Source organism: Runella sp., assembly GCF_965279615.1.
Classification (GTDB): Bacteria; Bacteroidota; Bacteroidia; order Cytophagales; family Spirosomataceae; genus Runella.
In genome coordinates, this window is sequence record NZ_OZ257252.1 from 2054436 (window position 1) to 2074216 (window position 19781).

The window sequence follows — 19781 nt, forward strand, 5'->3', positions numbered from 1 at the left end:
AATGTTGATTCTGTTGGACAGTTACTTTGGCAAAATCATTGCTTGATTAAAAATAAAAGTGTTATTTTGAGAATAATATTTCTGCACAAATCCTATGAAAAATATCTCCGCGTTGGTTATAATGTTAATGCTTGTGTTTGGTTTGACGCAATGCAATAAAAATAAAGAAGAAGATCCTACCCCTGCACCGGGAGTTACCAAAACTGAATTGTTGGCGGGTACATCTTCCAGAAATTGGGTGCTTATTTCGTCTAAAATAGATGGCAAAGAGATATTCAATCAATCCCTTGTGTGTACTCGGGATGATATCACCGTTTACCGCACTAATAAATCATATGAGATCAATGAAGGCGAGACCAAATGTCGTTCACAGGATCCCCAGATTTATGAGAAAGGAACGTGGGCCTTTAATGCCGGTGAGACCGAACTTATCATCAATAATGAACAGCGGTATACAATTCTGGAACTCAACAATGTAACGCTGCGCCTTTCGATAAAAACCCTTTTTGGCGAAACTGTTGAACGTACTTTTAAGAAAAACGGATAATTTATCTTTTGCAAAAACTTCTCGTTGTCATAGCGGGTCCTACCGCCGTTGGAAAAACTGATTTTTGTGTTCGTTTGGCACAAACCTTAAAAACTGAAGTTGTATCAGCCGATTCAAGGCAGTTTTATCGTGAATTGACCATCGGAACAGCCAAACCTTCAGAAGAAGAGCTTCAGGGTGTTTCGCATTACTTTATCAATTCCCATTCCATTGATGTCCTTTACAGTGCAGGCGCTTTTGAGCGCGACGCGTTGGTCGTATTGGATCAACTCTTTCAAAATCACGACATTGCTATTTTGACAGGCGGTTCCGGGTTATACATCAAAGCCGTTTGTGAAGGCTTGGACGATCTGCCCGAAACACCGCCCGAACTGCGCACTGAACTCATGAGCCGTCTTGAGAATGAAGGCCTTTATGCACTTCAAACTCAATTGCAGGCATTAGATCCTATTTATTGTGCAAACAATGACATTCAAAATACCCAACGCGTGGTACGCGCATTGGAAGTTTGTTTAATGACCGGCAGACCGTTCTCTTCTTTCAGAGAACACCAACCGGCGCAACGCCCCTTCCGAATTTTACAGATCGTGTTGGAACGGGAACGGGAAGAACTGTATCATCGCATTGACCTTCGAATGGAGCAAATGCTGGCGGCGGGTTTGGTAGAAGAGGCGCGTGCATTGGAAGCGTATCGTTGGCACAATGCATTGCAAACGGTTGGTTATAAAGAAGTATTTGAGTATTTGGACGGGCAGTACGATTACGAAGAAATGGTTCGGCTCCTGAAACGCAATTCGCGACGCTACGCCAAACGACAGATAACGTGGTTTAAGCACCAAGGCAATTTCAAAGGATTTCGGGCGGATGATTTTGAAGGTGTATTGCTTCAAATACGGTCAGAATTGGCAGAAATGAAATCCGAAAGCGAATAAAAAAGCGAGGCAAATGCCTCGCTTAAAAAAAGATAAGGGACTTCACGGCCGCCTTATTCTACTTCATATTGGTATATACATTTTGTACGTCATCGTCTTCTTCGAGACGCTCAATGAGTTTGTCCACTTCGGCGATTTCATCTTCGGAAAGTTCTTTCAATTCCGTCGGAATTCGGGTAAATTCCGCACCTTTCAGCTCGTACCCTTTTTCTTCCAAAAATTTCTGAATGGCTCCAAAAGCGGAGAATTCTCCATAAATATTTATTTCGTTGGTTTCATCGTCCAAGAAAACTTCGTCGCCGCCCAAGTCGATGAGTTCAAATTCAAGTTCTTCCAGATCAATACCTTCGTTGGCAATTTTGAAGAGACATTTGCGGTCGAACAGATAATCCAACATGCCTGAGGTTCCCAAACTGCCCCCCAATTTATTGAAATAACTGCGGACATTGGCTACGGTACGGTTGGTATTGTCGGTGGTCGCTTCGATCAGGATCGCAATGCCGTGCGGGCCTTTTCCTTCGTATACTATTTCTTTGTAATCTTCCTGATCTTTTGATATTGCCCGTTTGATAGCCCTTTCTACGTTTTCTTTGGGCATGTTGGCGGCTTTGGCATTTTGGATAATGGCCCGCAAACGAGAGTTATTCTGTGGATCAGAACCTCCTGATTTTACGGCCATTACGATGTCTTTACCGATTCGGGTGAAGACCTTCGCCATCATTCCCCAACGTTTTAATTTACTTGCTTTTCGGTATTCAAATGCGCGTCCCATATTAAATGAGTATATGTTAGTTAATTATAGTTCCAAAAGTACTTGATTTTTCAGAATGTCATCCATCGTTTCGCGTTGACGTATGATGTGCGATCCTCCCTGATAGATCAACACCTCAGCGGGTCGGAAACGGCTGTTGTATTGGCTGCTCATTGTAAACCCATAAGCCCCTGCGTTGAGGAGAGCAAGTGTATCATTTTCGTGCACTTCACTGATCGAACGGTCGGTGGCAAACGTATCTGTTTCGCAGATATAACCCACCACATCATACGTTTTGACTTGATCCGAAACAGGATTGGAAACGTTGACTATGTGATGATAAGCGTCGTACATCATCGGACGGATCAGATGATTAAGTCCCGAGTTGACGCCGATAAAAGTGCGATTAGGCGTTGGCTTTACCACATTGGCATTGACCAACAATACGCCGGATTCACTCACCAAAAACTTGCCCGGCTCGAACCACAATTGAAGTTTACGGCCCAATTTTTCGCTGAGGCCTAAAAACGCCTCGCTGAGCTTGGCGCCCAGCGCCGGCATATCGGTAATAGGATCGCCTTCTTTGTAAGCAACTTTAAACCCGCCGCCAAGGTCAATGATCTGAAGATTTGAAAAATCATTGGCAAAGGTAAAGATAACATCAGCCGCACGCACGAAAGCATCTGCTTCTTTGATGTCTGAACCCGTGTGTTGGTGCAGACCAACAACGTTGATCCCGTATTGATTAACAATGCGTAAAATAGCCTCACGTTGACGAATGTCGATTCCGAATTTCGAGCCTTCGTGCGCGGTCATGATCTTAGCGTTGCCACCCGCTGCTACGTTGGGTTTGATACGAATCATGCACGGCACATTTCCCCCGTAGCGTTGCCCAAATTTTTCCAGAACAATAAGATTGTCTAAATTGATGATCGAACCTACGGCAACGGCGGCTTCTATTTCATCAAAAGAAACTCCGCTGGGCGTAAAAGTGATCTGGGTTCCTTCATAACCTGCGTGCAATCCCAATTGCAATTCCTGCGGCGAAACAACGTCCAGCTCTACACCGTTTTGGCGCATCAATTTCAAAATGGAAATATTGGTGAGAGCTTTGCAGGCAAATTTTATCTTTAAATCGACCGATGGAAAAGCATTACGCAGCTGATTGATCTTATCGACAATTTTATCGGCATCATATACATAAAGCGGGGTTCCGAATTGCTGCGCGATGTCTAAAACAGGTATTCCTTGAATTTCGTAACGGTCGTTTACTAATTGCATGATGATTGGGTCTAATGCGTTCATCATTAATACATTGCCTTATGGCTTATTAATGATGACGTTAAAAAAAAGATGATTGGTTGAAAACGAAGCCGCAAAGATAGTTGATGCTTCCTCTTTTTCAAACCTCACCGAGTTGTGCAAAAACGGGAAATGTAACCGAACGCGCAGGAAAATCGCCCCAAACAGCGGCCAATCTATCAAATAATGACTCAATCGGATTATAGCCATTGGCCTTTTCAAACTTTCGGACACTCGACCAAGTATTCAGGTAATTGCACACTTGCTCCAACGTCCATTGGTAGGTTTGAAGAAAAACACTCTTCGCTACATTGGTATAAGGAAAAGGAATATCAGCATACTCATTTTCAATATGGCGGCGCTCAATATCCCAATAGTCACCTAGGGTATTTTGATAAAAATCCAGAATGACGGCATCTGTTTCAGGTGAAATTGTCAGTAATTCATAACCCCATACTGCCAAAATAGCACCTTTCTTTGCCACACGTTTTACTTCATTGTTAAAACGTTCAAAATCAAACCAATGCAACGCTTGCCCAACTGTGATCAGATCGAATGTTTGGTTCGGAAAAGGCGTTGTTTCGGCCGGACTGACTTGGTAATGAACGTTATCCAACGGAACTGCCTGATTGATTTGCGCCTGACTGAGATCCGTTGCTTCAACGTGCTGAAAGTGCTTGGCCAATACGGTGGCTACCTGTCCGTTACCGGTACCGCAATCCCACGCTGTATCGAAATTTTTAACTCTTTCTAAAACCCATTGATATAGCACCTCCGGGTAATCAGGGCGGTAAAGGGCGTAATCAGTGGCATGGCCGGAGAATAGATCTTTCATTTTGGAATTAATTTTACAAAATCTTTACACTGAAACTCAATTATGTAGATAACCCTCAAAGGATGTTTTTTTAACTTGCACCAAAATTAACCATTACTATGAAAAAACGGCTATTCCTACATTTCTTACTTTGTTTTGTCTCGTTTTCGCTTTTTGCGCAAATCCAATCAGGCCCAATGGTGGGATACTCTGAAATGCGGGAGGTGCTATTATGGGTGCAAACCAAGCAGCCTGCCAAGGTAAAGTTTGTGTATTGGGAGCAGGGAAATACGGCTCAAAAATGGACGACGGACGAAACAGTCACCGCTAAAAATACGGCATTCGTTGCCCGCCTCATTGCCGATCTGGTACAGCCGGGAAAAAAGTATGACTACGAAGTATGGATCGATGGCAAAAAAGCAGCCATTACGTATCCGTTAAGCTTTCAATCACAGACATTGTGGCAATGGCGCAGCGAACCGCCGGCGTTCAAATTTGCCTTTGGCAGTTGTGCATATGTAAATGATGCCCCTTACGATCGTCCGAGTGCATATGGTGGAGAGTACGAAATATTTAAAAGCATTGCTTCACAAAAGCCTGATTTTATGCTCTGGGGCGGCGATAACGTATATACGCGCGATCCGGATTGGAATACGCGTACGGGTGTTTTGTACCGCAATACCCATACCCGTTCGTTGCCCGAGATGCAGCCTTTGCTGGGTTCGGTACACCACTACGCGATCTGGGACGATCACGATTACGGCCCCAATGATTCTGACCGTAGTTTTGCTTTGAAAAACGTTACTTCAGAGGCCTTTCGATTGTTTTGGGGAAATCCCAATTACATTTTTGAAGGTGCCTGTACGGGCACCTTTGAGTGGAACGATGTCCAGTTTTTCCTGTTGGACGACCGTTGGTTTCGTGCTCCCAACAACCGCGCCGATGACCGTACTTACTTCGGAGAGGCGCAAATCAATTGGTTAATTGATGCATTGACCCTCAGCAAAGCCCCTTTTAAATTTATTGTATCCGGAGGCCAGATCATCAATTCGGCAGCGTTGTTTGAAAATTATGCGATTTACGGAGAAGAAAGAACTCGTTTTCTGCAAAAGATCGCAGATGCAAAAATTCCCGGCGTTATATTCTTAACGGGCGACCGTCACCACACGGCATTGCACAAACTGGAGCGTTTCGGCACGTATCCTTTGTACGATTTTACCATTTCACCGCTTACTTCGGGTGCCGGCAAACCAAACGATGAAGAGAAAAAGGCTCAAACATTTGTGGACGGAACGGTTGTGGAAAATACGCGCAATTTCGGCATGTTCGAGATCACCGGGCCTGCCAAAGAAAGAGCCTTGAAAGTGACTGTTTATAATGCCCAAAATAAGCAACTCTGGACGCGTGAGATCAAAGCAAGTGAGTTGAAATAATTTTAATCGCAGTAAACTGAGAATTGTATGGATTTACGCGTCGCACTTGTTCAAACTTCATTGTATTGGGAAAGCCCAACGGCCAATTTGGCCATGTTGGAAGAGAAAATTGCCGCTATTGAGCAGCCTGCGGATCTCATTGTATTGCCCGAAATGTTCACGACGGGTTTTACAATGAAGCCTGAAACGGTAGCTGAGCCTATGAATTTTACGACTTTTAAGTGGATGCGCCAAATGGCGGCTCAAACGGGTGCGGTCGTTACGGGAAGTTATGTTGTAAAGGAAAATGGTAACTACTTCAATCGCCTGCTTTGGATGCAGCCCGATGGCGAATTTGATTCTTACGACAAGCGCCATTTGTTTCGGATGGGCAAAGAACACGAACACTATGCCGCCGGTGAGCGTCGAATCATCAAAGAGATCAAAGGTTGGCGCGTGTGTCCATTGATATGCTATGACCTGCGGTTCCCGGTCTGGGCACGCAACCAACAGTTAGAGTACGATTTATTGGTCTATGTAGCCAATTGGCCGGCAGTTCGACGCCAGATATGGAATACACTTTTGCAGGCCCGATCCATTGAAAACCTAAGTTATGTAGTGGGGGTAAATCGAGTGGGAGAGGATGGTAATAAATTGTTTTACGCGGGGGATTCAGCTTTTGTTGATTTTAAAGGAGAATTGCTCAGTCGTCGCAACGCTAACGAAATGATTATAGAGCAAACGCTTGATTACGAAGCGTTACAGGCGTTTCGAGAGCGTTTTCCGGCGTACTTAGATGCTGATAGGTTTGAGATTCGTTAGAGCTTTGTTGAACCGATAAATGGTAAACTGAAAAATGTAAAAGGATTGTTCCCGGTCTACTATTAAAATAAGTAAAGGTGAAAAACACCGACGATGGCGTTAGATATCCAAAAAGCTTCGGAGAAGCCCAACATTTGTAGAAATTTTAGTCATTAATTAACCACAAAGCTTCGGAGAAGCTCAACATTGATGTAATGTTTTGGGTTGTCGTTTTTCATCTCAAAATTCCACAATCGTATACGCCGCCTGATGCGGTTGGCGGGTTTGGTCGCCGATCTTGGTGCGATTGCGGTCGTCGTCGTGGATTACTAATAAACGATTAGCACTGATTGGCGTGAGGTCTTCGGCTTTGTGCGTAAATTTTAGCGGTTGGCCGGTGGTGCGGTCTTTGACCAAATGAAGCTTGTTGCTTTTCAATTCCGCTTCCGTTGCCCACCACAGGTACGCGCTGTTGAGTTGTGTTTCACTTTCCATAGAAGTCAGCACCCAAAATACGTTGCGTTTGGCATCAAACTCAATGCATGAAAGTGCGAGCGGTTTGGGAAGACCGGGTTCCAAGGCCGCAATGTCAATATCGGCTAAGGTCTGAAAGTCGGTACCTGCAATGAGCGAGTCGCCATTAAAACGATACGAAACTGTCAACACTTTGGCTTTGTATTTAAAATCGTCGAATTTTTTACCTTCTTCCCGAATCCCGAAAAAGAGTTTATTATTCGTAGCCGCAAAGCCTTCCACTTTAAAATAAGGCATACCGTCAGGAAATTCCGACGAGCGTAAGGTTTTAGACAATGCTTTACGCAAACCCATTGAAAACTTTTCGCCCGTTGCCAAATGAACTGCTTTCGGTTGAATAGCCTGAGGATTGCCATTGACGGGCCAATAAAGCAGCGCGTTATAACTGTCCCATTCATTGCTACCTTCTTTTACGCGGTCAAAAGCGGTGGTTAAAAAAGCTGTTTTATGATCGGGAGTCAGGGCAAAATCTTCGTATTTCTGCGAAGTTTTGAAAAGATTTTGGGTAAGATAGGTTGGTTTACTGCCAAAAACGCCCGCTTCGGCATACGCCCAATAAAAGACTGAGGCATCGGTGCCGGGCATATCTTTGTCATTGGCAATTGAAATGTTTTTGCCATCGTTCAAAACCGCCGACGCTTCGCACCATACTTCCCGTCCTGCAGCCTGAAGTCCTGATTGAAAACAATCAATAAACCCTTCTTTTACAATAGTGCCGCCTGTTTGCAGTTTAGAAGCAGGGCGTTGACAGGCATTGAAAAATAAAAGAAAGCCTATGGCAAAAGCAGAAGACAAGTAAGAGATTTTCATGGTCGAATGCACAGTTTTAAAGAAAAGGAATACAGTGTATAAAGTTGGTATAATCAGCAGTCTGACGGACCGGGCCGCAACGGCACGCCGTTGCGGTACCGTGTCCCCGTTCAAAACCGTCAGACCGCTAACTCTTAAAAATCTACATCCGAGCTTTGATGATGTTGGTAAACTCGCGAGACTTGAGCGAAGCACCACCGATCAGACCGCCATCAACGTCAGGGCAAGCGAAGAGTTCTGCTGCATTTTTTTCGTTGCAGCTTCCGCCATACAGGATAGTGGTATCGTCAGCTACTTGCTCGCCGTATTGACCGGCGATGTGTGCGCGCAATTCCGCGTGCATTTCCTGCGCCTGTTGCGACGAAGCCGTCAAGCCCGTACCAATTGCCCAAACAGGTTCGTAAGCAATTACTACTTTACCGAAATCTTCGGCCGACAGATCAAAAAGAGCAGCAGTGATCTGTGCTTTTACGATAGCTAAGAAATCTTCGTTTTGGCGTTGTTCCAACAATTCACCGCAACAGAAAATAGGTTTCAAACCGTTTGCCAAAGAAATTTTTACCTTTTCGGCCAATAACTCATCGGTTTCTCCAAAATATTGGCGGCGCTCGCTGTGTCCGACCAGCACGTAAGGCGTACCCAGAGCAGCAAGCATAGCGGCCGAAATCTCTCCTGTATAAGCACCCGATGCTTTTTGGTGACAATTTTGTGCTCCCAAAGAGATGCGGTCTACTTCTTCAACGTATTTCTGTAATACCGGCAGGTAGATGTAAGGCGTACACAGGACAACTTCCACGTCGCCAATCACTTCGTCGCGAACCATATTGACCACTTCAGAGGTAAGAATGAGCGCCTCGTCGAGGGTCTTGTTCATTTTCCAGTTGCCGGCTACTATTTTTTTTCTCATTGGAATAGAGGAGTTTGAATGAATATTGGGTTGATTTTATTTCGTATATTCAGGCTTTGAAAGTACTTTCCTGCTGTTTGCATGAAAACTTCAAAATTAGTTGAAAAAGAGCTTTTGCCTGTAAAGAAAGCGTTGCGAAATTAGTAAGAATATATTAATTCAAAACGGCACTTTTTTGGGTATATTTTTTGTTTTTCTAAGAAATAACAATAACTTTACTAACAGCCAATCGTTTTTTCCGGGGGTAGCTATGGTACGACGTTATATATACTTGGCCCTTTTATCCTTTTTACCTTTTTTCATCTTCGCTCAAAAAAGCACCAGGAAAGAAGATAAGTTCGGGTACTTTTTGTTGGGGAATTCCAAATTCACGCGAATTCCCTTTGAATTACACGCAAATCTTATTGTTGTTCCGGTCAAAGTCAATAACTCTGATACCCTTCATTTTATTCTTGATACAGGTGTAAGCTCGCTTATTATTACAAATCCTGCAGCGGTTAAAAAGCAAAATCTGCGCTATACACGCCGCGTGCAACTCACAGGGGCGGGCGAAGGACAATCGTTGAGTGCTTCGGTAGCGATCGGTAATGTGATCGAAATGGGTCGTATGCGGGCTACATATCAAAACATCGTAGTATTGGAAGAAGATGTACTGCAACTTTCTGAATATGTTGGCATTCCTATTGATGGTATATTTGGTTATGAAGTATTCAATAATTTTGTGGTGACCATTGATTTTACCAATCGGGAACTGGTTTTGATAAAACCTGAAAGCTACAAATACCGTCGCAAACAAGGAGACAGATATCCCATTATTATTGAAGACACCAAACCCTATGCAGATGTTATTGCATTGGTTGGAAATGGAAAAGAACTTCCTATTCGAGTGGTGATCGATACCGGGGCGGGCCATGCGTTGTTGATCGATAAATCGTACGATAACAAAATTCAACTTCCTGAGAAAGTCCTGCGTGCCCAATTAGGGCGAGGACTTAATGGGGTGATCAATGGAAACTTAGGTAGAATCGATAAAGTCCGTTTTGGAAAATATGAACTGGACAATGTACTGGCCTCTTTTCCCGACAGTTTGGCTTTTGGGGTAAAATTCGCGGCCCGTACCGAACGACAGGGTAACATTGGCTGTGAATTGCTGCGGCGTTTTCGGGTAACCTTCAACTATGCAGATCGGTATATTGTTCTTAAACCTGTCAAACGCCGTTTAAAAGAGACCTTTGAACACGACATGAGCGGGATGGAATTGCGGGCAAAAGGTGTTGACCTTCGTAAATTTTACATTGACAAAATTGTAGAAGGTTCCCCGGCGTGGGAAGCCGGATTGCAGGAAGGCGATGAGGTACTGTTTATCAATAATAAATCTTCAGACGATTTAGTCATCAGTGAAGTCTATAAACTGCTTCAGAAAGGAGAAGGCAAAGAAATTACGCTTCTTATTCGTCGAAAAGGAAGTATACAATTTGCCAAATTCCAATTGAAGCGAATGATCTGAAAACAAAACCTTATAGGTCTGTTTGTCAACTGTAAACAGACCTATAAGGTTTATATGCGTATTTTTAAGAAGGAAAGGAAATCTTACCCATTGATACACTTGGGACCCCTTCTCTGCTGCCAAAATCGGTGGGTTGACCACACAGTGTTTCGTTGGCCAGAATGGCAAACAGGACGGCTTCTTTGGCATCGCCGGCTATTCCTAAGGAATCGGTAGCGTCCATCGGAAAATTCGGTAGCAATTCGCCCAATGCACCCACCAATACAGGATTATGCATGCCCCCGCCACTCAGATACAACCGATAGCTTTCTTCTTCTTTACAAACCCTCAGGATGGATTCTGCAATGGTTTCTGCCGAAAATCGGGTCAATGTAGCCATGATATCTTCCGGGGCTAAAGAGGTAGTATCGCTGCGTTGTTGTGCCAAGCGCACATAGTCTAAATTAAACAATTCCGGACCCGTTGTTTTGGGAAAAGGTGCTTCAAAAAAAGGATCTTTTTTCAGAAATTCCAGAAGGTCGGCATTTACTTTTCCGCTTGCGGCAATTTCACCGCCTTTATCGTACGGCAAATTGAAAAATTGACGGGCAAAGGCATCGACTAACGTATTTCCCGGACCTGTATCGGTTACAAAAACTTCCTCCGCATTTAAAGTGCCGGGCAGATAGGTAAAATTGGCAATTCCACCCATGTTGAGCATAATGCGATTTTCGTCTTTTTTGGAAAAAATAAAATAATCGCCATACACCGCCAATGGCGCGCCTTCGCCGCCGGCAGCACAATGTTTTTGCCGAAAATCGCTGAGAGTAATGATTCCTGTTGTGACGGCAATATGATCACCGTCGCCAATTTGCAGGGTTGCATTGGGATATTTTTTGAGGCGGTGCAGGATTTTCGGAGCGTGAAAAACGGTTTGTCCATGACTTGCAACGATATCTATATCCTGCGGTTCAAGCTGAAATTTTTTCAAACAGTCCAACACCAGTTTGCCGTGAAGCTGTCCGGTCCATGCGTTTAGCAGGCAAAGATGTTGAAAATCAATTTCTTTCTTGGCAAACACTTTTCTGATCTCATCTTTGATGTCTTCGCTGAATGAGACGGTATCGAAGTGTTCGAGCGTGACACTTGTAGTCGAACCGCTGCCGCTGAAACGACACACGGCAACGTCTAATCCATCCATGGAAGTGCCCGACATAAGGCCTATGATTCGGCGTTCCGGTTTTTGGGCGATGTGGAAAAGTTTTGTTAGGTTTGGATTCATATAAAAGTCGATGTCAATACTCAATTGAAAAATCGATCGGTGTTTAATTTTGTGTTATGTGGGCAGGAAACGATCAATATCAATTTTTTGAAAGTATACTTTTTGAAACCCTCGGGCACACCATTGAAGTGACAGAGGCTCGATTTGTTTCGGGAGGAAGTATCAATACGGCCGCCCGAATTTTTACGCCCGAAGGTACGTTTTTTGTTAAATTTAATCACGCCGAAAAAGAAGATATGTTTGAAAAAGAGGCGCGTGGATTAGCACTGTTACGAAAAACAAATGCGATTCACATTCCTCTTGTGCATGGGTATGGTAAAAACGGAGGCAAGGCCTATTTGATTCAGGAGTTTGTGGAGAACGGAGGACAGCGCCCCGATTTTTGGCGGATTTTCGGACACGCGTTGGCCGCACTTCATTCCCACACGCGTCCCGATTTTGGGTTAGACTTTGATAATTATATCGGCTCGCTGGAGCAGGTCAATACATTTGTCGAAAATGGGATTGACTTTTTTATAGAAAATCGCCTGCGCGCCCAGGCAGGATTGGCATTGTACAATAACTTGATTGACCATGAATTGTACAACCGCTTGGAGCGATTTTATCCCCTTCTTAAAAACTTACTTCCCAACGAACGCCCGGCACTTCTGCACGGGGATCTGTGGTCGGGTAATTTTCTGGTCAATGAACAGGGGCGGGTTGCCTTGGCAGATCCCGCTCCTTATTATGGTTTACGAGAAGCTGAAATTGCTTTTACGCACCTTTTTGGCGGTTTTGACGATGAATTTTACGATAATTATGAAGAAGCCTTCCCGCTTGAACCTCATTTTGAAGCGCGCATTCCCATTTATAACCTGTACCCGTTGCTGGTTCATGTCAATCTTTTCGGGAAAAGCTATTTGCCTCCCGTCGAACGACTTGTCAAGCGTTATGTCGGTGTTTAAAATTTCACGTTTTAAGTAAAAAATTGGATGAAAAGCAGGGCGATTTAAAATTGTACATTTTTTATAAAAATCAAAATTTTATTTTTCTGTTTTCGATTGCAAAAATATAATATTTTGTAGTTTTGTGTAATACAGTTCTACAAAATCAATCTCAACGGAAAATATGGAAACGAACATTGCTCAACACATTGCAGTGCCCGTAGGTGTAACGTTAGACCGTTATATCATGCACAACCAAAACGCCTTTCCATTTGCTACAGGAGAACTTTCCCAATTACTGAGAGACATCGCTTTGGCCGGAAAAATCATTAACCGTGAAATTAATCGCGCCGGTTTGATCGATATTACGGGAGGTTTTGGAACCGACAATGTTCAGGGCGAGGCACAGCAAAAATTGGATGTGGTGGCGAACATTCGTTTTATCCGGGCGCTTATCAACGGCGGCGAAGTATGCGGAATTATTTCGGAAGAAGAGGACGATATTATCTATACCGGAAATAACCAAAGCAAATACGTAGTGGCCATTGATCCGTTGGATGGTTCTTCCAATATCGACGTTAACGTTTCTATTGGTACTATTTTTTCGATTTACCGTCGTGTGAGTCCGCTTGGCGAGAAGCCAACATTGGAAGATTTTCTGCAAGGCGGAGATAAGCAGGTAGCCGCCGGGTATATTTTATACGGTTCTTCCACCATTTTGGTCTATACTACGGGAAACGGTGTAGCGGGTTTTACCTATGATTTTTCGTTGGGAGAATTCATTCTTTCTCACGCGGATATTCGCAGCCCCTTGGATGGGAAGATCTTTTCGTACAACGAAGGAAACTATAACAGTTACGAGAGTTTTGTACGAGAGTACCTGATCAAGTGCCGTAAACGCAAATATTCTGCACGGTATATTGGCTCGTTGGTAGGCGATTTTCACCGGAATCTGTTGAAAGGCGGCATTTATTTATATCCTCCAACCAATAAAGATCCTAAAGGGAAATTGCGCCTTTTGTACGAGTGTTTTCCGTTGGCAATGATTGCCGAACAGGCGGGGGCAAAAGCCGTTAACGGTTTTCAACGGGTGTTGGAAATAACGCCGGAATCACTGCATCAACGCGCACCGCTTTACATTGGCGCAGAGACGATGGTCAATGAGTTGATGAATTTAATGTAATTGAAGTTTAAAAACGACCTAACCGATAACGGGCAGAGATGAATATGCCTGCGGTATTGAGCTTTATTTTCCCCAAACCTACCTGCGACAACGGGATTTTAAGATAAGGCTCTCCCTGTAGTGTGAATCTTTTGCTTATTTGACGCTCAAAACCCATTGATACATTTAACACTCCAAACCAATAACTACCGGTAGAGCCTTCCCAATCAGGCCATTTGATGTTATAGGAATGGGGAGGATAAATGTAAATATATTTCTCGTTGATCATTTTATAACTTGAAATTCCCAATGACACAAACCATCTTTTATCGGCGGCTTGGGTAATGTCATAGCGCAGATTGAAGGGAATATCCAATACTTTACAGGCGGCTTCAATGTTGCTGGGGCGCGCTTTTTGTGAATTCCATGCTTCCGGCCAGATGTATTGGCTGCCGAGGGCATCGTACAGTTTCATCGCCCGAATAGCGCCCGCCTGCACGCTGAATCTGTTGTTGAATCGGTATTCCAACATAGCGCCCAACGTAATGCCCGGGCGTTTCATTTGATCAAATCCAATAAAACTCAAATCCGGTGCGGCTAATACTCGTAGACTCAACCCCGGCTTAAAGACGGAAGCAACTCCCGTTTCCGGTTTTTTAACGATTGCCAAAGGCGCCGGAGGAGTGGCGTACGAAACTTCAATAGGTGCATGAGCCACCTTTAGAAGCTTCCACTGATGGATTGAAAGTTCATTTGGAGTACTGATTTGTGGCGTCATAACTGCCGTTTCCAGACCGTTATTGCCGGCCGGAACGGAAGAATTGATCGAAGTGGATTTTTCTGAAGCCGGCGTAGAGGCAGATGAACGGTCGGGTGATAAAAGCTTGTTTTGATCAGCAGTTATTAAATTGCTTTTCTTACCTAACGAACCTGAAAATTCGTTTTTGATCTTCCTGTTGGCAGCATTTACCGGTTGTTGGTCTGCCGTTGATCCGGTTTTGGACGACGAGTGTTTTGTCGAAAAGGCAACAGCAGGAACGGTTGAAAGGGTCGGATTTACCTCACGCATTTTTTGACCTGATTTCACTTTCGAACGTTCAGCCTTATAGGTCGTCGTTGATATGCGGGAAGGCGATTCGGGAGAACCGGCTTTTTTAGTGTCGGCAGCCTGTTTTTTGGGGTTGATGAGATCGTCCTTTTTATCTTTTGTTGAAGCAAGAGTAGAGGCAGCAGCAACTGTTTTGTCTGAAACGTCCTCTTTATTTTCAGAAGCATTGGCTGGGAAAACGCCTTTGGTTCCCTCCACTTCGGCTTGCTTCAATTCCGTTTGTTGTTTGAGATCGTTTTGTTCAGGACTGTTGGAGGTATTTTCGGGAGAAAGCTTCGTCTCTTTTTCACTTCCTGCGTTGGGTTGATTCGACGCCAAACTTTGATGTGAAACGGAGGACGTTCCTGTAGAATCTTTAGAGGCCAACGTTTTAAGTTGAGGCCACAATACATAACCGCCAACGCTGAAAACAGATAAAACTAAAAGCAATAGAAGAATCGGTAACAACAGAGGCCTTTTTTGAATGCCTCCGTTATTATCCAGCTTTTTGCGCATCTTGGCCCATGCCTGGGGTTCATATTCCGGTTCAAACTCCTCAGCAGATTTTCTGAAGAGTTCGTCCAGTTCATCGTCCGGAAACTCTTGCATACTCATTGCTTTTCTTTTTAGATAACATAACTCTTAAATTTTCGCGGGCACGTGCCAAATTTGATTTGGAAGTCCCCTCACTTATGCCCAGTTGCCGGGCGATTTCTTCGTGTGAATAACCATCAATGACGTACAAATTAAAAACAGTGCGGTAAGCCGGAGTAAGCTGTTGAATAAGCTCGATCAGATCTTCGTGTGCCAACTGACTGTATGCGTTGTCACCGTCGGAAGCGGCAACAGTATTTTCAGCTACACTGAGATCAGTGTGGTTTTGGTATTTTACATTTTGGCGATAATGGTCCAATGCAGTATTAATCATAATGCGCCGTAACCATATTTTAAAGGGTTTTTCAGCATCGTATTTCTGAACTTTTTGGAATATTTTCAGAAAACCGTCGTTGACCACTTCCAGAGCTTCTTCCCGATTAGGCACATAGCGCATGCAAACTCCCATGGCGTAACCGTAGAATTGCTTATAAAGCAATTCCTGACACTTGCGGTCGTTTTGCAGACAGCCTTCAAGCAGTTCCGGTAAAGTTTTCAACGCACGAGAAAATAACATCCAGTATCAGTTTACGGAAATTTGAAATGATAGGTTGCGTCTATGGCTCTGAAAAGATAAGATTTTTTTTATAGAAGTAGAATAACCAAAAGCAAAATGCAGAAGTTCAGACATTGATTTTTGTATCGGCCCGGTGAATGTATTATTTTTTTCTAAAGTTATCTTTGAAAAATGAAACAGAGAGCAACGCTATCGTAAATACCTTTCCAAAATTCACTTCATATAGAATTTTCAAAGATAGAATATCCTAAACTATTTAAGTACCTGTTCAAAATCAGTTTAAATTATTGGCCGGTTGTTTGACCCCATCCGGGGTCAAACAAAATAATGTAAATTAATTCTTATGGCTTACTTATTCAATATACCATTATACTTATTTTTTGAACAATGAGGCAACTATATTTCGGGAGATCGTTTCAAAAATAGCTACTATTCCATAGAACAACCGGCAGTGAAAGAGATCAAATAAAAACTCACTTCACTACTGAGAAATAACATTTAAGCAGCAACAAAAAGAGCAGAGGGTTTTCCGTCTGCTCTTTTCATATAAAATCAATAAGAAATTACTTGCCTACCTTCTTCGCTTTTGCGCTTGTTGTTGCAGCGGCTTTTGAGTTCATTTCCATATAATCCACCACCAAATGGCTCAGGGATTTTACGCCCAATGTGAAACCGCTTTCGTCGATGAAAAAGTCAGGGGTGTGGTGCGAAGGAACGTCGTAAGGGCTTTTGCCTTTGGGCATTCCACCCAGGAAGAAAAAGAAGCCCGGGATTTTCTTTTGGAAATAGCTGAAATCCTCGGCCCCCGTTTGAACGGGAGAAATGATAACGTTTTCTTTTCCTGCCAATGCTTCCAGCGTTGGAATCATTTTGTCCGTAAGTGCAGGATCATTCACCGTTGCAGGATAGCCGATACCGATTTCAACATCTGCTTTTGCGCCGGCACTTTCGGCAATATTGGTAGATATTTCTTTGATACGACGGTGTACCAATGCCTGTTGATCGTCGCCAAATGTCCGAATGGTACCGATCATTTCCAGTGATTCAGGGATAATATTGTAACGAATTCCACCATGAATAGCGCCTACGGTGACAACGGCAGGGTTTTCGGTAATGTTTACATTACGGCTAACAATGGTTTGCAGACCCATTACGATCTGTGAAGCCGTCACGATAGGGTCTACGCCCGACCAAGGAGACGCGCCGTGTGCCTGTTTTCCTTTCAGTTTGATGGTCAATTGGTCAACCGCCGCCATCGTAGCGCCCGGACGGTAACGAATCTTGCCAACCTCCGTTTGAGAATTGATGTGTAGCCCAAAAATGGCATCTACTTTTGGATTTTCCAATGCACCTTCTTCGATCATACGGTTGGCGCCAAACGTCTGCCCGTTATAAACTCCTTCTTCGGCCGGTTGAAAGATCAACTTTACCGTTCCGGACAAATCTTTTTGCATAGAAGCCAATACTTCTGCAACACCCATTAAGATCGCTACGTGGCTATCATGCCCACACGCGTGCATAACGCCCGTTTTCTGGTTGTTGAATTCCGTCATTACTTTCGATTTGAACGGTACGTCTACTCGCTCCGTTACGGGCAAGGCATCCATATCCGCTCTCAGTGCTACCACCGGACCGGGCTTACCTCCTTTGAGTACCGCCACTACGCCCGTTACGGCTACTTTTTCGCGAACTTCGTAGCCCAGTTTACGCAGATGTTCGGCCACGATATTGGCGGTTCTTACTTCTTGGTTTCCTAATTCAGGATGTTCGTGAAAATCGCGACGCCACGCAATGACTTTACTTTCAATGGCATCGGCCGACTGATTAATGACGGGTTTGAGGCCGCTTTGAGCAAAGCCGGTAGAAAGGCTAAGCCCCGCAATAATGCCGCATAAGATAGGTTTGTTCATGAAGTTATTAGTTGTCGTTAAGAAAAATTTCAAGCAATTTATGAAAAATCGGAATGGTATGTTCGATATTCGCGGTTTAAACCATTGAGATTAATGCAAAAACTTCTTTTCATAGACCGCGACGGGACCATTATTGCAGAACCGCCCGTTGACTTTCAGGTAGATTCATTAGAAAAACTGGCTTTTTTACCTAAAACCATCTCCAACTTACGCCGTTTAGCTGAAGAAACGGATTTCGGCTTTGTGATGGTGACCAATCAGGATGGATTAGGCACTGATTCCTTTCCTGAAGATACTTTTTGGCCTGCTCAAAATAAAATGCTCCAAACGCTGGAAGGTGAAGGTGTTACGTTTCAAAATATTCACATTGATCGTAGTTTCCCACACGAAAACGCTCCCACGCGCAAACCGGGTACGGCGTTATTGAACGAATATTTCAGCGATGCGTACGACCTGGCCCATAGTTACGTCATTGGTGACCGCCTGACGGATGTGCAGTTGGCGGTAAATTTGGGCGCCAAAGCTATTTTATTTGCGTCAGAATGGCCCGCTGATTTACCCAAAGAGCAGCACGATGCCATTTCGTTGGTAAGTAAAGATTGGGATGAAATTTATGAACATCTGCGTTTGCCCGCGCGTACTGCCACCGTAGAGCGCAATACCCGCGAAACCCAAATTAAGATAGAACTCAATCTTGACGGCAACGGGCATTCAGAAATGCACACAGGCATTGGCTTTTTTGACCATATGCTCGACCAATTGGCCAAACACTCAGGCGCAGATCTGAAAATAACGGTTGAAGGCGATCTTCACATCGACGAACACCACACCATCGAAGATACAGCTTTAGCCCTTGGAGAAGCGTACCGCAAAGCTCTTGGCGATAAGCGCGGCATCAGTCGCTATGGCTTTTTACTACCGATGGATGAAGCATTGGCCCAAGTCGCCATTGATTTTTCGGGCCGGCCGTGGTTGGTTTGGGAGGCTGATTTTAAACGGGAAAAGATCGGTGAAATGCCGACTGAGATGTTTTATCACTTTTTCAAATCATTTTCAGATACGGCGCTTTGCAATCTGAACATTCAATGTACCGGCTCCAACGAGCACCACAAGATTGAATCTATCTTTAAAGGATGGGCAAAAGCCATCAAAATGGCGGTAAAACGTGATCTGAAAGCGTTGGATGTATTGCCCTCCACCAAAGGAGTTTTATAATTCTTAAAAAAAACGAATTAAGTTTGTATCGAAGCACCTTACCTTATTACTTTTGCAGGAAGTACAAAAAGGTTTCACCTATTTAAAATCATCATAATGGACTTAAGAACTATTGGTACAATTATATTTTATGTTGTGTTACTTGGAATCGCATTTTGGGTAGGAAGTATTTTGGAAAGCCAAGAGCGCAACTACAAAAAATTCTTTAAAGACTAGGTACAATCGTACGAAGCAGCAATGCTTTTTGTACGTAGAAAAGAACGAGCGATTGGAAGCATCCGATGGCTCGTGTTTTTTTATACGCAACCTTAAATCGCATCGGCGTTCCGATATACTAATTATGGACATTAAAGGAAGAGTTATCCAGTTATTGGCTTTACAAACGGGTGAAGGCAAAAACGGCGCATGGAAAAAACAGGATTTCGTCATTGAAACCGACGGACAATACCCAAAAAAGATATGTATTTCGGCTTGGGGAGATAAGATCAATGAAAGCGCCCTGCAAGTTGGCAACGAAGTAAACGTTTCTTTTGACGTTGAAAGCCGCGAATACAACGGTCGTTGGTACACTGACGTTAAAGCATGGAAAATTGATGCGCTTGGCGCGGGTGGTTTTGACGCTTCTCCTGCTCCTGCCACTTCCGGCACATCGGGCACGTCTACTCGCCCTACAACTGAGTTGCCGTCTACTTTCCAAAGCGGTGATGAAGATAATCTGCCGTTTTAGTTTTTAAT

The 19781-nt window shown here is 43.9% G+C and carries 18 protein-coding genes; 9 read left to right on the forward strand and 9 right to left on the reverse strand.

Annotation, left to right across the window (positions count from 1 at the left end):
• Window positions 1-94 precede the first annotated feature (94 nt).
• Both ACQY73_RS09095 and miaA read left to right on the forward strand, forming a co-directional pair.
• Window positions 95-547: a hypothetical protein gene (locus tag ACQY73_RS09095; protein WP_428664480.1), complete on the forward strand. Its 453-nt coding sequence runs from the start codon at window positions 95-97 to the stop codon at window positions 545-547.
• A gap of 8 nt (window positions 548-555) precedes the next feature.
• Window positions 556-1479 carry a tRNA (adenosine(37)-N6)-dimethylallyltransferase MiaA gene (miaA, locus tag ACQY73_RS09100; RefSeq protein WP_428664483.1) on the forward strand — a complete coding sequence of 308 codons (924 nt, stop codon included), beginning with the start codon at window positions 556-558 and terminating at the stop codon, window positions 1477-1479.
• A gap of 58 nt (window positions 1480-1537) precedes the next feature.
• On the opposite strand, the gene ACQY73_RS09105 is transcribed toward miaA, so the two are convergent.
• The 3 genes from ACQY73_RS09105 to ACQY73_RS09115 form a co-directional block, all read right to left on the reverse strand.
• On the reverse strand, window positions 1538-2251 hold the full coding sequence (locus tag ACQY73_RS09105; RefSeq protein ID WP_428664486.1) for a YebC/PmpR family DNA-binding transcriptional regulator: 714 nt from the start codon (window positions 2249-2251) through the stop codon (window positions 1538-1540).
• A gap of 24 nt (window positions 2252-2275) precedes the next feature.
• On the reverse strand, window positions 2276-3538 hold the full coding sequence (gene lysA / locus ACQY73_RS09110; protein WP_428664488.1) for a diaminopimelate decarboxylase: 1263 nt from the start codon (window positions 3536-3538) through the stop codon (window positions 2276-2278).
• A 94-nt stretch (window positions 3539-3632) separates the two neighbouring features.
• A complete protein-coding gene (locus ACQY73_RS09115) occupies window positions 3633-4367 on the reverse strand; it encodes a class I SAM-dependent methyltransferase (protein WP_428664491.1) in 735 nt (244 codons plus the stop codon).
• Window positions 4368-4543: 176 nt separating this feature from the next.
• On the opposite strand from ACQY73_RS09115, the gene ACQY73_RS09120 reads away from it, so the two are divergent.
• Window positions 4544-5779 (forward strand): alkaline phosphatase D family protein, encoded by a 1236-nt coding sequence (locus ACQY73_RS09120; RefSeq protein ID WP_428664493.1) that lies wholly within the window; start codon window positions 4544-4546, stop codon window positions 5777-5779.
• A 27-nt stretch (window positions 5780-5806) separates the two neighbouring features.
• Window positions 5807-6580 (forward strand): amidohydrolase, encoded by a 774-nt coding sequence (locus tag ACQY73_RS09125; protein ID WP_428664495.1) that lies wholly within the window; start codon window positions 5807-5809, stop codon window positions 6578-6580.
• Between the two features lie 219 nt (window positions 6581-6799).
• On the opposite strand, the gene ACQY73_RS09130 is transcribed toward ACQY73_RS09125, so the two are convergent.
• A complete protein-coding gene (locus ACQY73_RS09130) occupies window positions 6800-7903 on the reverse strand; it encodes a hypothetical protein (protein WP_428664498.1) in 1104 nt (367 codons plus the stop codon).
• A 142-nt stretch (window positions 7904-8045) separates the two neighbouring features.
• A complete protein-coding gene (gene tpiA, locus ACQY73_RS09135; protein ID WP_428664501.1) occupies window positions 8046-8810 on the reverse strand; it encodes a triose-phosphate isomerase in 765 nt (254 codons plus the stop codon).
• A gap of 250 nt (window positions 8811-9060) precedes the next feature.
• Here tpiA and ACQY73_RS09140 point away from each other — a divergent pair, with 250 nt between their 5' ends.
• A complete protein-coding gene (locus tag ACQY73_RS09140; RefSeq protein ID WP_428664504.1) occupies window positions 9061-10317 on the forward strand; it encodes an aspartyl protease family protein in 1257 nt (418 codons plus the stop codon).
• Between the two features lie 64 nt (window positions 10318-10381).
• Here the strand turns inward: ACQY73_RS09140 and ACQY73_RS09145 are convergent, their stop codons facing one another.
• A complete protein-coding gene (locus tag ACQY73_RS09145; RefSeq protein ID WP_428664507.1) occupies window positions 10382-11578 on the reverse strand; it encodes an anhydro-N-acetylmuramic acid kinase in 1197 nt (398 codons plus the stop codon).
• A gap of 56 nt (window positions 11579-11634) precedes the next feature.
• On the opposite strand from ACQY73_RS09145, the gene ACQY73_RS09150 reads away from it, so the two are divergent.
• Entirely contained in the window at window positions 11635-12522 is an 888-nt protein-coding gene (locus ACQY73_RS09150; RefSeq protein WP_428664510.1) for a fructosamine kinase family protein, read from the forward strand.
• 163 nt (window positions 12523-12685) lie between these two features.
• Window positions 12686-13684 (forward strand): class 1 fructose-bisphosphatase, encoded by a 999-nt coding sequence (gene fbp, locus ACQY73_RS09155; protein ID WP_428664513.1) that lies wholly within the window; start codon window positions 12686-12688, stop codon window positions 13682-13684.
• 7 nt (window positions 13685-13691) lie between these two features.
• Here fbp and ACQY73_RS09160 read toward each other — a convergent pair whose 3' ends face one another.
• From ACQY73_RS09160 to ACQY73_RS09170, 3 genes are all read right to left on the reverse strand, one after another.
• On the reverse strand, window positions 13692-15365 hold the full coding sequence (locus tag ACQY73_RS09160; RefSeq protein ID WP_428664516.1) for a hypothetical protein: 1674 nt from the start codon (window positions 15363-15365) through the stop codon (window positions 13692-13694).
• Window positions 15337-15921 carry an RNA polymerase sigma factor gene (locus ACQY73_RS09165; protein WP_428664518.1) on the reverse strand — a complete coding sequence of 195 codons (585 nt, stop codon included), beginning with the start codon at window positions 15919-15921 and terminating at the stop codon, window positions 15337-15339. Before ACQY73_RS09165 ends, ACQY73_RS09160 begins: the two co-directional genes overlap by 29 nt.
• Window positions 15922-16484: 563 nt before the next feature.
• Complete coding sequence (locus ACQY73_RS09170) at window positions 16485-17831, reverse strand: amidohydrolase (RefSeq protein ID WP_428664521.1); 1347 nt, start codon at window positions 17829-17831, stop codon at window positions 16485-16487.
• A 93-nt stretch (window positions 17832-17924) separates the two neighbouring features.
• On the opposite strand from ACQY73_RS09170, the gene hisB reads away from it, so the two are divergent.
• A complete protein-coding gene (gene hisB / locus ACQY73_RS09175) occupies window positions 17925-19046 on the forward strand; it encodes a bifunctional histidinol-phosphatase/imidazoleglycerol-phosphate dehydratase HisB (protein WP_428664523.1) in 1122 nt (373 codons plus the stop codon).
• Window positions 19047-19290: 244 nt separating this feature from the next.
• Window positions 19291-19773 carry a DUF3127 domain-containing protein gene (locus ACQY73_RS09180; protein WP_428664525.1) on the forward strand — a complete coding sequence of 161 codons (483 nt, stop codon included), beginning with the start codon at window positions 19291-19293 and terminating at the stop codon, window positions 19771-19773.
• Window positions 19774-19781: the final 8 nt, after the last annotated feature.

Excerpts from the sequence above, each read along its gene's own strand:
- hisB (WP_428664523.1), top strand. The coding sequence starts at position 17,925 with ATGCAAAAACTTCTTTTCATAGACCGCGACGGGACCATTATTGCAGAA.
- ACQY73_RS09145 (WP_428664507.1), bottom strand. The coding sequence starts at position 11,578 with ATGAATCCAAACCTAACAAAACTTTTCCACATCGCCCAAAAACCGGAA.
- fbp (WP_428664513.1), top strand. The coding sequence starts at position 12,686 with ATGGAAACGAACATTGCTCAACACATTGCAGTGCCCGTAGGTGTAACG.
- ACQY73_RS09130 (WP_428664498.1), bottom strand. The coding sequence starts at position 7,903 with ATGAAAATCTCTTACTTGTCTTCTGCTTTTGCCATAGGCTTTCTTTTA.
- ACQY73_RS09120 (WP_428664493.1), top strand. The coding sequence starts at position 4,544 with ATGGTGGGATACTCTGAAATGCGGGAGGTGCTATTATGGGTGCAAACC.
- ACQY73_RS09160 (WP_428664516.1), bottom strand. The coding sequence starts at position 15,365 with ATGAGTATGCAAGAGTTTCCGGACGATGAACTGGACGAACTCTTCAGA.
- ACQY73_RS09165 (WP_428664518.1), bottom strand. The coding sequence starts at position 15,921 with ATGTTATTTTCTCGTGCGTTGAAAACTTTACCGGAACTGCTTGAAGGC.
- lysA (WP_428664488.1), bottom strand. The coding sequence starts at position 3,538 with ATGATGAACGCATTAGACCCAATCATCATGCAATTAGTAAACGACCGT.
- ACQY73_RS09125 (WP_428664495.1), top strand. The coding sequence starts at position 5,807 with ATGGATTTACGCGTCGCACTTGTTCAAACTTCATTGTATTGGGAAAGC.
- ACQY73_RS09140 (WP_428664504.1), top strand. The coding sequence starts at position 9,061 with ATGGTACGACGTTATATATACTTGGCCCTTTTATCCTTTTTACCTTTT.
- ACQY73_RS09095 (WP_428664480.1), top strand. The coding sequence starts at position 95 with ATGAAAAATATCTCCGCGTTGGTTATAATGTTAATGCTTGTGTTTGGT.
- ACQY73_RS09105 (WP_428664486.1), bottom strand. The coding sequence starts at position 2,251 with ATGGGACGCGCATTTGAATACCGAAAAGCAAGTAAATTAAAACGTTGG.
- ACQY73_RS09170 (WP_428664521.1), bottom strand. The coding sequence starts at position 17,831 with ATGAACAAACCTATCTTATGCGGCATTATTGCGGGGCTTAGCCTTTCT.
- tpiA (WP_428664501.1), bottom strand. The coding sequence starts at position 8,810 with ATGAGAAAAAAAATAGTAGCCGGCAACTGGAAAATGAACAAGACCCTC.
- ACQY73_RS09150 (WP_428664510.1), top strand. The coding sequence starts at position 11,635 with ATGTGGGCAGGAAACGATCAATATCAATTTTTTGAAAGTATACTTTTT.
- ACQY73_RS09115 (WP_428664491.1), bottom strand. The coding sequence starts at position 4,367 with ATGAAAGATCTATTCTCCGGCCATGCCACTGATTACGCCCTTTACCGC.